General features: G+C 70.7%; 8 protein-coding genes. 4 read left to right on the top strand and 4 right to left on the bottom strand.

Annotated elements, in window-relative coordinates:
• The first annotated feature begins 2,336 nt into the window (after positions 1–2,336).
• From ACZ52J_RS39350 to ACZ52J_RS39335, 4 genes are all read left to right on the top strand, one after another.
• A complete protein-coding gene (locus tag ACZ52J_RS39350) occupies positions 2,337–2,612 on the top strand; it encodes a chaplin (protein WP_465625814.1) in 276 nt (91 codons plus the stop codon).
• 2,145 nt (positions 2,613–4,757) lie between these two features.
• Entirely contained in the window at positions 4,758–6,170 is a 1,413-nt protein-coding gene (locus ACZ52J_RS39345) for a hypothetical protein (RefSeq protein ID WP_465625812.1), read from the top strand.
• Positions 6,171–6,765: 595 nt separating this feature from the next.
• The gene (locus ACZ52J_RS39340; protein ID WP_465625810.1) at positions 6,766–7,974 is read left to right on the top strand and encodes an IS110 family RNA-guided transposase; all 1,209 of its coding nucleotides are present in this window, start codon (positions 6,766–6,768) and stop codon (positions 7,972–7,974) included.
• 58 nt (positions 7,975–8,032) lie between these two features.
• Positions 8,033–8,278, top strand: a complete 246-nt coding sequence (locus tag ACZ52J_RS39335; RefSeq protein ID WP_465625808.1) for a hypothetical protein — start codon at positions 8,033–8,035, stop codon at positions 8,276–8,278.
• Positions 8,279–8,336: 58 nt separating this feature from the next.
• Here ACZ52J_RS39335 and ACZ52J_RS39330 read toward each other — a convergent pair whose 3' ends face one another.
• The 4 genes from ACZ52J_RS39330 to lxmK all read right to left on the bottom strand — a co-directional run bounded on the left by ACZ52J_RS39330 (position 8,337) and on the right by lxmK (position 13,222).
• Complete coding sequence (locus tag ACZ52J_RS39330; protein WP_465625806.1) at positions 8,337–9,578, bottom strand: cation:proton antiporter; 1,242 nt, start codon at positions 9,576–9,578, stop codon at positions 8,337–8,339.
• 76 nt (positions 9,579–9,654) lie between these two features.
• Positions 9,655–11,070, bottom strand: a complete 1,416-nt coding sequence (locus ACZ52J_RS39325; protein WP_465625804.1) for an NAD(P)/FAD-dependent oxidoreductase — start codon at positions 11,068–11,070, stop codon at positions 9,655–9,657.
• 56 nt (positions 11,071–11,126) lie between these two features.
• A complete protein-coding gene (locus ACZ52J_RS39320) occupies positions 11,127–12,116 on the bottom strand; it encodes a T3SS effector HopA1 family protein (protein WP_465625802.1) in 990 nt (329 codons plus the stop codon).
• A 2-nt stretch (positions 12,117–12,118) separates the two neighbouring features.
• Positions 12,119–13,222 carry a class V lanthionine synthetase subunit LxmK gene (gene lxmK, locus ACZ52J_RS39315; protein WP_465625800.1) on the bottom strand — a complete coding sequence of 368 codons (1,104 nt, stop codon included), beginning with the start codon at positions 13,220–13,222 and terminating at the stop codon, positions 12,119–12,121.
• Between the last annotated feature and the right edge of the window lie 45 nt (positions 13,223–13,267).

The raw sequence follows: 13,267 nt of genomic DNA, 5'->3' as shown, positions 1-13,267 counted from the left end.
GACGCGACAGCCGGGCCACCAGCCTGCCCCACATCGCCCGAACAAGCCGAAACGGCCCGCCGGATAGACCGACGGACCGTCACGAAATATCGAGGTTAGTTGATGGGTGGTTGGGCACGGGCCTGCGGCCGGCCATGAGTGGCGTTAACGATGTGACGTGAATTGCGGGTAGCAGGGCCTCCCCTGCGGGGCGGCCCCGGGCGTTGACGATGTGGCGTGAATTTCGGATATCCCCCTCCCCTGACGGGGAGGGGGATATCCGGAACGGTGCCCGTTGACGATGTGGCGCGAATTGCCGACGCCGGCGTCTCACCCGGGATGAGGCCCTGTCGGGGCCCACCGGTCCGGTCCTCCGGCGACATCGGCCGGCACCCCGTCCAGACGCCCGTGCCGGGCCCCCGGGCCAGCCTCGGGGGCGACCGCCAGGCGCAGCGCGGCGGCCTGCGGCCGACAGCCCCCAAAGCAGGCCTCTCGCCCCGTGCCAGGGCCGGGGTTCGAAGATGCAAGAGCTGTCACGGCCTTGCCCCGCGCGCAGGCCCGGCCCGGACGAGCACACCCCCCAGTCCTGACGGGGCCAGGGCTTTCCCCGGCACACGGCAGAAAACGCCGAGCACACCACCCCGGAAAGGGGCGCCTGGAAGTCCGGGAAAAGCCCCTGCGGCGCACCGCACCCCACCCCGCCTAAAGGCGCCGGGGAGAGGGGCGCAGCATGCGGGGAAAGGGGCGCAGCACGAGGCTTCCGAGACCGCGTGGGACGGTCACCTGAGCCGCCCTCACAACGTCCTGAGAACGCCACCATGACACCGCACGGAACACCCCGGAAAACCCGCCCGTCTGCCTGGATATGACGCCCGCTCCACCGAACCACGAAATATCCAGTAAAAGGCGCCAGAAACGATGCTTCCTTCCAACCAGGGCAGATCTTAGATCGTAATACCACCTTGAGCACTAACCCGCTACCGGCATCCGACCGTGAAAAACACGGACACCACTCTCCCGAAAAGCGGGGCGCAGCACGACACGGAACAACAGGAAAAGAGGCTGCGGGCCTTCGGCAGGGGGTCGGGGCCTGGCGGCCCCTTGGTGGTGGTCGGGGGGTGGCGTCTGCGGCGCCACCGGGAGCCGGGGGCGGGGCCTGCGGCCCCTCCGGAGGGCGGTGGGAGGAGAGCCGGGAGCGGGGCCTGGCGGCCCCTCGGGAAGTGGCCAGGGGACCGGGGAAGTCCGGGTGAGGCTGCGGGCCCCTTTTCGGGCGGGCGGGGAGCAGGGCGGAGCGGGCGGGCACGGTGGCCTGCGGCTCCCTTCGGGCCGGGCCACCGGCACACAGGACACCAGGGACGGGCCTACGTCCGAGACCGCCGGCCGACGAGGGCACAGTTGTCGCACCCCGGCCTGTCGCACCCCTGCCACACACAGGGTTTCCCGGGTCCCCGCCCACGTCACACCAGATGACAACACCCCACGCGGCACCCCGACGCGACAGCACCCGCGACAGCCGGGACGGCCGCCCGGCGGCCAGGACGGCGGCGGCGCAGCAGGCGCCAGCGAGGACGGGGCGGGCGGCGGCCACGACGGGCGCCGAGCGGGACGCAGCGGCCCGAGGACGGCGGCCGCGACGAGCGAGGCGGAGCAGCGGCAGGCTCGTCACCCGTCGTTCCAGATTTCTGGAACGACCCCGCTGCGCCGGGGCAGGCCCGGAGACGGGGACGGGACGGCCGGAACGAACGAACGGGCGCCGAGGACAGCGGCCAAGGACCAGCGGGACGGGGCGTCGGGGGCAGGCCCGGGAACGTCGCCGAGCGGGCCGGGCAGGGCCGGGCGCAGCAGCACGGGCCCCCGCGGCCGGCCGCCACCGAGGCAGGCCCGGACAAGCGGCCACCGAGATCGACCGGAGCAGAGCCGACGCGCCGAACCGGCGGGCGCCCAGGCCGGTACCGAAAGCAGACACAGACACCCCAGAAAACCCGGAAAACCCGCACGGAATTCACCGACGAAATCCCCTGGAACAAGCCAGGAAAAACAGCCGGAGAGCACGCCAGAAAACCCGACACATTGCCAACCCGACAGCCGGACCCCTGGGCGGCTTGGCATGCCTACTACACACACGGGAACGTGACCGGGACAGGCCCGGAAACACCACCCTGAACCCACCCCCCACCTACCCCTGACACCACCCCCAACTGGTCCAACCAGCACACCACAAAACCCTCAAACACCCCAATACGAACCCGACAGACCACGACAGGTCACACCGGGCGAGCGACCAGAAGGGTGATGATGGGATGTCATGCCGCCCTGCCGCCGCCTGAGACGAACGCGCGTCTGCGACGCTGCTCTTTATGGCTCTCCCAAGCGTGATCGCGTCTATTGCTGCCGCAGGCAGCCTGCTGGTCGCCGGTGTCGCACCCGCCCAAGCGCTCGGCAACGCGGCTGGCAAAGCCGGCTGCGTGAACGTCGGCGGTACCACCGCGGAGGGCGCGGCCATCGGATCCCCGGGACTGTTGTCAGGAAACCTGGTCCAGGCCCCGATCAACATCCCGCTCAACCTGTGCGGCAACACCATCGCTCTGCCCGGTCCCGGCGATGGCGGTGGCGGTGGCGGTGGCGGTGGCTGAGAGATGTTGGGCAGGGGGCTCCCACGCGGACCTTTGTCCCGCTGAACATACCGACATCCCCTAGCGCGAGCCGGGACACAGCAGAACATCGCCAAGGGACTCAGGGCCCAGCAGAGCCCCAGCCGCGGGCCAGGCCGGCACCGTGGTGGAGGGTGCGGATGCCGTCGTGCCGGGTCCAGCGCAGCCACATCGCGCCGCGCACCAGTGGGGAGTCGAGGATTGCCCGGCCCAGGTCCCGGTCGGCGGGCGCGGGCTGACTGCGGGAGGCGGACAGTTCCAGCCGCGCGGGTGCGGCGGCGTTGGCGACAAGTCTGCTGTCGAAAGGCGCAGGCGGCCTGGCCCGGGAACGAGGGGCTGCGTTCCGCGCGGGCCCGGCCGGTGGGAGGCCAGCAGCGCCGACAGGAGACGCGGCTGCTCTGCTCGACGGCCCGGTGGGCGCTGTGGTGGGGCCGCCGTGCCGGGAATGCTAGACCCGCCGATCAGCCGATGCCAGGCCTTTGACCTGCGAAATTTCGGCCGCGAACATGCCACCCAAGAGCGGCCCCTTTGCGATGGCACGCAGGGCGGTTGCGGGAAGCGGCGCGGGTGAGGAACACCGGTCCGCTGCCCGCTCGGGGGTCCGGACGCGGACCGGCCTGCCCTTCCAGTCTGCGCGGGCCCCGGCCGCGCTGCCGCCGGGGTTGCTCCCGGTGGACTCAGAGGTATCGCCCGACCGGTCCCAGCGGGCTGGATCCGCAGACGGGGCTCATAGTGGGCCCGGCCACCAGCACCATAGCGGCCGATCTCGGCGCCCAGGCAGCCCTGAGCCCCTGTCCCACCCGTCTGTCGCACCCCACCACACACGGGGGTCCCGGCACCCACCCACGTCACAGGCCCGCGACAGCCCAACGCGACAGCACCAGACCACAGACACCCGAGGCCACCCCGTGACGGCGAACGCTTCTGAACACCCTCCAGCCACCCACACCAGACCACCGGCCCCGATGCCGGGCCTGCGGCGAAGCGGCCGCAGGAACAGCGGGCTCCTGACTGACACCCGCGACCAGCAGCGGGGCACAGCACGGAACGGTGCAGCGTCTCCTGGACGACTTGCACGGCGGGCCGACGGCCTCCTTGGCTTTCCGGAGGGTGTGCGCAGCCCGGGCACTCCAGCCAGTCCGAGCCACGACGCCGTGGCCCTCCTCCAGCAGCGCAATCCCCGGCCGCCCGAGCTGTCGCCCGGCAGCTGGCTCGACCCGGACACGGCGGCCAGCCTGCTCGCGACGATCCGCGAACGCCAGGGCCGCATCGACGAGGCGATCGCCCTGCTCCGCACCTGGCCACCCGTCATCCAGCCGCGCCCGAGGGCGCTTCCGCGGCGGGCAGAGCTTCGCCTGCAGCACCCCCACCACGGATCATCCGGGGCAAAGACCAGCGCGGCAAGTTGCTCACGCTTGGTCAGCGTGGGCAGCACCAGCCGGCCCAAGTCCTGCCCGCGGTGCGGTCCCGCTCGCACCGCGGGCACTCCAGCCGGTCCGGGCCGGCCTTCTCGGTCAGCTCCAGCAGCAAACCCTCCTTCCCGCCAATCGAGCCCCGGCACGTCCAACACGGGCGCAGCAAGCGCTCGCCGCCCGGGCGATCTGGGGTGCGCGCTTGACCGACAGGGCGGGAAAGCAGGTGGGCAGGGCGGAAAGAAGAGAACTGCCTTCGGGTTCTGCTGTTCTCCGCGAGGCTGGGCCATGTTTCCCGGGATCTTCCGTGTGTCTCCGTTCACGGAGAGACGATCTCCTCACTCCTTGGCCCGGGTCACCGCCCTCTACGGCTAGCCGCACGGCCCGCTGCGACACACGTGGTATCCCATCGCCTCACTACCTCGAAGTGATCGGATCAGGGCATTTAATGATGTTTTGTCCTGAATTTATGTCAGGCATCCAGTCATGCCCGCGACTTGCAACGTGAGGGGCGCAGGGCGCTTCGCTGTGAGGAGAGGTGAACCCGCGGATGAATGCTCGTACGCGTGGACAGGGCGATCTGCCGTGGTACCGGGTCAGCCGTCAACGGCCAGTGGCCGAGTTCAACAGGACCCCGGCCGGTGGGACGACCCCGGTCCGTACCGCCGTCGCGTCCGACCCGGTTGGCTCGGGTGAACGACGTGGGGAGCGCCGCGTGGGGGTGGTATCGGTGGGGAGCGCGCTGCTGTCCGGTATGGCGCTGCTGGCGGCCACGGCTCCACCGGTGGCCGCCGCACCAGTGGAAACCATGCCAGTGCGGGCGCAGCGGGCTGATCCGTCGCAGACCTTCACTTTCACCGGCGCTGCGCAGACCTTGACGGTTCCGGCGGCGGCGGTGGTGACGATCACCGCGGACGGCGCCGGCGGCGCCGACAACACCGGCACCGCCTGTTCCGTCACGGGGACGGGCGGGACGGGGGCGCAGGTGGTGACCACCCTGCCGCAGACCACCGCCCCGACGACGTTCACCATCGACGTCGGTGGCACCGGCGGCAAAGGCTGCAACGGCAGCGGGAGGGGTGGTGTCGGCGGGTTCAACGGCGGCGCCCCGGGCGGGGCCGGCGCGGCCAGTGGTGCCCAGTTCGAAGGTCCGGGTGGGGGTGGAGCTTCCAGCGTCAGCGCGGGCGGCTCCTTGCTGGTGGTCGCCGGGGGCGGCGGTGCCGCCGGCGGCACCGGAGCGGGTTCTGCGGGAGGGAACGGGGGTAACGGCGGAACGGCGGATGCCACCGGAGGTACCGCGGGAAGTGCTACCGGCTCTGGGGCTTCGCCGGGGCAGGGCGGGGACGGTGGCAGCACCAGCACGAGCACCGGTGGCGCCGGCGGGGCCGCCGGCACCGCTCCACTCTGTACGGCCACGAATGGCGGGCCGGGAGACGGGTTTGCCGGCGTCACGGTCGGCACCGGCGGCACCGGCGGTACCTTCGACGGCGGCTGCACCGCCACTACCGGTGCCGGTGGGGGCGGTGGCGGCGGGTACTTCGCCGGCGGGGGCGGCGGCAGCGCCACCGTCAACAGCAACGGCACCTCGGCGGGTGGGGGTGGAGGTGGTGGGGGCAGCAGCTTCGCCACCCCCACGGGTATCCCCACGTCCTACGCGCCGTCGACGATCGGGACGGCGAACCACAACGGCCAGGTGACCATCTCCTACACGGTGGTCACCCCGTCCTTGACCATCGCCAAAACCCACGGCAGGCACTTCACCCAGGGGCGGGACGGCACCTACACCATCACCGTCGGCAACGCCTCCGGGGCCTCCCCGACCGACGGCACCACGGTCACCGTGTACGACACCCTTCCCGACGGGCTCAGGGCCGACAGCATCAGTGGCACGGGATGGAACTGCGCCCTGACCAACCTCACCTGCACCCGTAACGACGTCCTTGCCGCCGGGAGCAGCTACCCGCCCATCACCCTGAAGGTCGACGTCTCCTGCGCCGCCCCGCGCGATGTCACCAACATCGCCACCGCCATCGGCGGCGGCGACACCGCCAGCCACATCGCCGCCGACCCCACCAAGATCAAGCGCCACGAGCACGACGAGCGCTGCGAGCGCCACGAGCACTGGTAGACCGACCGACCCGGGCCAACGGCGGGGCCGTCCATGAGGACGGCCCCGCCGTCAGGCATGCGCCGCTGATCAGTGGCACCGGATGCGACAACCCGCCACTCCACGCCCCCACGTGCCAACAGGTCACACTTAGCGACCCTTGGCCGGATGGAGCTTCGCGCGCGCACCCGCGCCTCCTACCACGGATCGTCCGGAGCAGACACCAGCGCGGCCATCAGCTCCCGCATGGACGGGGCGGGCAGCACCAGCGGGCCCAAGTCCTGCCCGCGGTGCGGTCCCGCTCGCACCGCGGGCACTCCAGCCGCTCAGGGCCGGCCTTCTCGGTCAGCTCCAGCCCCGTTACCTTCTTCGTGGCCCTGAAACGGGGCTCCTGGCCTCCGGGTCCGGCATGACTGTTGCCCCCTGTCGATCGCATGACCTGGGGGGTGGTGTCACCGGGCCCGGAGCACCGTGTGACCGCTGATGAGAGGCCTGACCGGCACCCGGCCGAGCGCAACGCCCGGCCGCTGACGGGTGCCGGGTCTACGTAACGTGGATGCGCGCGAACGGTGCCGACGGGCGAGGCCAGGACGATGAACGACCTTCGGGGGGTTCGATGTTCGACACGAGTGACATCGCGGTCTTCCTCGGCCTGGACGTCGGCAAGGGCGACCACCACGGCCACGGCCTGACCACCGCCGGCAAGACCGTCTTCGACAAGCGGCTGCCCAACAGCGAACCGAAACTGCGAGCCGTCTTCGACAAGCTCACCGCCAAGTTCGGCCGCGTCCTGGTCATCGTCGACCAGCCGGCCTCGATCGGCGCGCTGCCGCTCGCCGTGGCTCGTGACGCCGGCTGCGAGGTCGCCTACCTGCCCGGCCTGGCCATGCGCCGCATCGCCGACCTCTACCCCGGCGAAGCGAAGACCGACGCCCGTGACGCCCACGTGATCGCGGACGCCGCCCGCACCATGCCCCACACCCTGCGCGCCCTCGAACTCGCCGACGAGACCGCGTCCCAGCTCACGGTCCTGACCGGCTTCGACCAGGACCTCGCCGCCGAGGCCACCCGTACCAGCAACCGCCTGCGCGGCCTGCTCACCCAGTTCCACCCCTCGCTCGAACGCGTCCTCGGCCCGCGCCTGGACCACCCCGCCGTCACCCACCTGCTTCAACAGCACGGCTCCCCGGCCGCCCTGCGCAAGGCCGGCCGACGAAGACTCGTGACACTGATACGCCCGAAGGCCCCGCGCATGGCCGAGCGCCTGGTCGACGAGATCTTCGACGCGCTCAACGAGCAGACCGTCGTCGTCCCGGGCACCACCACCCTGGACGTCGTGGTGCCCTCCCTGGCCCGCTCGCTCGCCGCCGTCCACGAACAGCGGCGAGCCGTCGAAGCCCAGATCGGCGAACTGCCGGAGGCCCACCCTCTTTCCACGGTCCTGACCTCGATGCCCGGAGTCGGCGTCAGGACCGCCGCCACCCTTCTGGTCACCGTCGGGGACGGCACCAGCTTCCCCACCGCCGCGCACCTGGCCTCCTACGCCGGCCTCGCCCCCGCGACGAAGTCCTCCGGATCCTCCATCCACGGCGAACACGCCCCGAGGACCGGCAATCGGCTCCTGAAACGAGCCATGTTCCTCTCCGCGTTCGCCGCCCTCCACGACCCCGACTCCCGGGCCTACTACGACCGGCAGCGAGACCGCGGCAAGACCCACACCCAGGCCCTCCTCCGCCTCGCCCGCCAACGCATCGGCGTCCTGTTCGCCATGCTCCGAGACGGCACCCTCTACGAAACCCGCACCCCCGAAACCGCGCCAGCATGACCCGCGCAGCCTTGACGAAGGACATAGAGGCACCCCCCCCGATGGAGCCCCGCCCGGCATGGCCCGGCTGGCGGCCGAGGGCCTGGCGGAGTTCGTGACCCTGCCGCAGGCCGGCCGGGCGAAGGCCTGGCACCTCACCGCGGCCGGCTCCGCCGTCACCGCCACCTTCCCCGAGGCCCTGCGCCCGGGCGTCCGGGTGCCGGGCCCGGACAAGCGCCGCCGACCCTGCACGCCGACCCCTTGTCCGCGCTCTGACGGCACCCCTTGTCCCGCCCCTTTGTCCCGGGCGCCCGCCCCGAGGTAGCAGCGACCGGTCCAGCGTGTCCGAACCCGTCGCCGCAGACGGTCACCTCAGTGCTCGCCTACGACCGGACCGGTCGGCTGTCGCGCATCCGTTCGTCCCGAGGCTCGGTGCCGGCCCATGCCTGCGAGGGCGGCTCGGTGCGCTCCAGCAGGACCAACAGAGGGCCCGTCATCGCGGTGGTGACCAGGGCCATCACCACCATGAGCGAGTAGAGGTCTTGGCTGAGCAGGCCCAGGTGGAGGCCGACCGAGAGCAGGACCAGTTCGGTCAGACCACGGGTGTTCATCAACGTGGCGAGGACAGCTGCCGAGCGGGCCGGCAGGCGGCTGAGCCGCGCCGCGGCGTAGGTGCCGCCCATCTTGCCCGCGACGGCCGTCACCACGATCAGAATCAGCTCCAGCAGTCTCTGCCAGTCCAGGCCCCTCAGGTCCACCGCCAGGCCGCTGAGCACGAAGAACGCCGGCATCATGAGCGAGGCGGACTGGTCCACCGTTTCGCGCAGCCGGTCATGCTCCGGGGAACCGGCGGGGGAACGCGGTGTGATCAGACCGAACAACAGGGCGCCGAAGATGAGGTGCAGCCCCATCACCTCGGTGGCGGCTGCCGAGAGCAGAGCACCGGCGATGAGGACCGGCGCTCCTGGCCGCCGGGGGGAACGGGCCAGCAACGGCCGGACCACCAGCAGCATGAGCAGCAGATAGGGGACGAAGAGTAGGATGCCCGCCTGCCCGTCCGACACCATTGCGGTGACGGCGGCGAGCGCGCCCCAGGCCAGCACGTCCACCACTGCGGCGGACGCCATCGCCACGGCACCCTCGCGGCTGGCGGCCAAGCCCCGGTCCGCCAGGATCCGAGCCAGGACGGGTAGCGCGGTGACGGAGAGGGTGAGGCCCAGGAACACAACGGTTGCCATCCGGTGACCGTTGGAGCCGCCATCGGTGAGCAGCAGACCCAGTCCTGCGCCGAGCACGAAGGCAGGGAGCGTGGCGCCCAGGGACACGGCACCCGCGGTCCTTGCCTGCCTCCGCAGGGACGACGGTTCCAGGTGCAGGCCAACACCGAACATGAACAAGGCGAGCCCCAAGTCGGCGACCCCTGTGAGCAGCGGTCGCACACCCTCGGGGAAGAGCAGGCTGCCGACGGCTCCGCCGAGGAGTGTGGGGCCCATCAGCACCCCTGCGGCGATCTCACCGACCACGGGCGGCTGCCTAAGCCGAATGGCAAGGCGTCCGGCCAGCCGGGACAGCAGTACTGCGGCGGCGAGCCCCACGAACAGGCGTACCAGGTCATGACTGGACACGGGTGTCCTCCGGGACGGGTGAGGCCGGCGTACCCGCCCGGGGGTTGTGCGGGTACGCCGGTGCAGGGGGGCGGGGTCATGCGGGATCGGTCTCTGCGGAGGCCATTTCCCCGTCCTCGGCGGCGGCCTGGGCCGCTATCGCGGCCATCGACTCTGCCTCCATCGCGGTGAGGGTCTCCAGGTCGATCTCGCCGCGGGCCAGCTTCGTCTCGATGACCTTCTCGTAGCGCGCCCGGATGCTCTCGATCATGCCCTCTTCACCCATCGGGTCGAAGGTGACCAGCTCCGGCAGCGCGCTGACGCCGGAGATGAGGCTTATGAAGCCGACCCGGGAGTTCTCGGTGTAGGTGCGGCCGATGCCTTGGGCCCGCTCCATGTACTCCTCCTTGAGTCGGGTGGGATCCATGAAGAACCGCACGTAGGCGAGGATGTCCTCGAAGAGCTGGCGGTAGAGCGAGGCGAACCGGTCGAGGGACTGTTGCGCGTCGGCGGGGTTCTTCAGCGCCACGTCGAGGGAGCGGGCAGCGAGCCAGGAGCCGGAGGTGCCCAGCCACACGCCGGACGAAAACAGCGGGTCGATGAAGCAGGCGGCATCACCGACCGCGAGCCAGCCCGGCCCGTGGAACGCGTTGCTGACGTGTGACCAGTCGCGGGCGGTACGCAGTTCACCGTCCTCCGTTGCGTTCTCGACCATGCCCTTGGCGATCCGGCTGGAGGCGAGCCCCTCCTCGAAGACCTCGCGTCGGCTGCGGCCGTCCTTGGAGGCGTCCTTCAGCTGGTTAGCGGGCATGACGTAGCCCAGGCTGAGCTTGGTGTCGGAGACCGGGATGCCCCACATCCAGCCCCCCTGGTCCAATGCCTCCACCAGGATGTCCTGGGCGAACTCGAGCGGCTTGTAGTCGTTGTAGTAGGTCCACACGGCAACGTTGCGCAGGTCCTCCTGCCAGGTGACGGTGGTGAGGTTGCGCGTCAGCAGGCGGCTCTGGCCCGAGGCATCCGCCACGTAGCGGGCCGCCACCTGATGCTCCACACCGTCACAGGTGTAGGTGACGCCGGTGACGGTGCCGGCCTCGTCCTGAATGACGGAGGTGACGTGGGCCTCCTCGACCACATCGGCGCCGAACTTGCGGGCGGTGTCCAGCAGTAGCTGGTCGAACTCGTCGCGGCGCACGTGCCAGGAGTGGTCGTAGAGGCCGCCGGTGGCGGAGAAGTCGGAGCGCCAGGGCTGCGGGTCACTGCCCCACACCAGGTTGATACCGCTCTTGCGCTGGAAGCGGGTCTCGAGTTCGTCCACCACGCCGAGTTCCTCCATCACCGGGATCATGCCGGTGACCAGGGACTCGCCGATGTGGTAGCGAGGGAACCGTTCACGCTCCAGGACGAGGACGCGGTGTCCGTCCTTGGCCAGCAGCCCGGCCAGGGTGGAGCCGGCCGGGCCGCCGCCGACGACCACGACGTCATACGAGGAGGCTGCAGACGTATCTGCGGACATGGGGAAGTTCCTTTCGGGTACTGGACAGTCGTGGAGCGGAGAGGCAAGCAGGTGGCTCAGTAGCCGCGGAGCACGTCGGTCATGGGAGAGGAGAGGTTGCGCGCGGGGACCGCGGGGTCGATGCCCGCGTCGATGAACGCTTCGGCGACGATCTCCTCGACGGGGCCCGCTTCGGCCACCGGGAGCAGGGCATGGCGGACCAGCGCGTCGGCGAGGACCTGGGTGCGGTGCTGACCGAAGCTCATCTCGCGCCGGGCCGGCCTGGGGTCGTCAGGCTCGAAGGCGCAGCCGACGGAGCTGGTGATCGGCTGTGCGAACGGCGAGGTGCCCTCGCCCAACAGGCCGGTGGACTGCAGGAGTTCGGCGCACGACTGGGCCTGGCGCCAGCCGGGCCGCGGCAGGTAGACCACTAGCGCGTCATTGCGCGGGTACAGCTCGAGGGAGGAGGAGATCTTCGCCTGCCACGGAACCCCGGAATCTTCCAGGTGGTCGACCAGGGCGCGCCACACCTCGGGCGCCGCGTCGGGGTCCTCAATCCGGGCATAGAGCCGAAGCAGCGCTCCGCCCGCCTTCAGCGGTCCACGGGAGGAGAAGGTGAGAAAGAAGCCAGGGGACAGGCCCGGCCGCGAGGTGGGGATCCGCACGGTTGCCTCGGTGCGCGGGCCGTCGCTGCTCTGGACTTCGGCGCGGTTGTCAATCGCCTCGGCCGGGACCCGGACCCGGACACCGTCCATGGAGACCGTGGCACCAGAGGCCGTTTCGGCGAGGACACGAACCGGCAGCCGGGTGTGCCGGCCGCCGACCGCCTGGGTGAGCACCTCGTCGAAGGCAGGGTCGCGCCACGTGCGGCGGACGCTGTCGATCGGCTTGTCCCGGCCGACGTGCAGCGTCTGGTAGAGGGCGGTGCCCAGGCTGCGGGAGAGCGCCTGCGGCGTCTCACCCTCGTAGATCTCACCGGCCGTCTCGGCTTTGAGGGCACCGGGCTGGACGTGGATTCGCTCGATCAGGGCGGCGACCCGCGGGGAGAGTTCCAGGTGTCCGTGCATTTTCACGCCTCCAGACCCAGGGACGAGGTGAAGTCGGCCGGGGAGAGCAGCACCGTGCGGCCGATGCCTGCGGCGGCCTTGTTCACCGCGGAGAGGTGGGCGGCGTTGCCGGCCGCAGCCAGCATCCGGTCGAGCATGTGCCAGCCAGCGTAGGCGGCCGCGCGCGCCGCGAGGCCCTTGTCATCGTGCACCCGGCCGGGGGCGTCCTCCAGATAGGCACTGAAGAACGCGCGAACGTAGGGAGCGCGTTGCTCGATCTCGGCGGCACCAGTGGCGATGATCTCCTCGTGGGTGGCGACATGGCCGAAGGACGAGGCCTCGGCCAGCTTCGCTGGGATGCCGACGACTGCGTGGAAGAGCCACTCACCGGCGAACGCGCCGATGTCGCGGGCGGGGTCGCCAGCCCGGAACTCCTCGAAGTCGGTGAGGTGCAGCTCGTCGCCGGAGAGCAGGAACTGGTCCAGGCGCAGGTCGCCGTGGATCGCACAGCGTGAGGGCACCTCCTCGGTGTCCGCGGCGCGCAGCGCGCCCAACGCCTCGATCAGCGGGAGATCGGCCTGCAGCAGCCGCCACATGGACAGTTCCGCCGCCGAGGCGCGGCGGTAGTAGTCCAGCGACAGGGCCTCCAGCAGCGGCAGCGGTGGTAGCGGGTGGGGCGAGGTGTCCAGCTCCTCGACGTCCAGCCCGTGCAGGACCGCCAACGCGCGCCCGGCGCGGGCACACAGATCCTCGTCGAACTCCTCATCGCCCAGCAGCTCGACACCACTGCGCGCATCGGGCACGTGCTCGAACACCAGCAGGGCGTGCTCGGGATCGGAGCCGATCAGACGCGGGGTGCTCAGCCGGCCGTCGCAGGCCCGCCAGGCGGACTCGGTGCGGCGTATCCGCTCGTCACTCTCTCCATCGAGAAGTTGTTTGACGAATACCCGTTCACCACCGCGGGTCGCTCCGGACCAGTTGTTGTTGCGCCCCAGGGCCGCGCTCACCGTCGACGGATCGAAAGGCCCGACATTCAGCTCTTCAAGGAGAGCGTCGACATGCGGGACCTTTTGCAGGTCCACTGGCTGAAATTGGGGCCGCTTCGCAGATGCACGCAGTTTGACCATGACCTGAACCATAGGCGGGGGGATTGGCCTTGGGCAATGCTCAAT

Source organism: Kitasatospora sp. NPDC034035 (assembly GCF_055575755.1).
The sequence above is the reverse complement of the archived record's forward strand: the minus strand, read 5'-3'. Positions and strand labels throughout refer to the sequence as shown.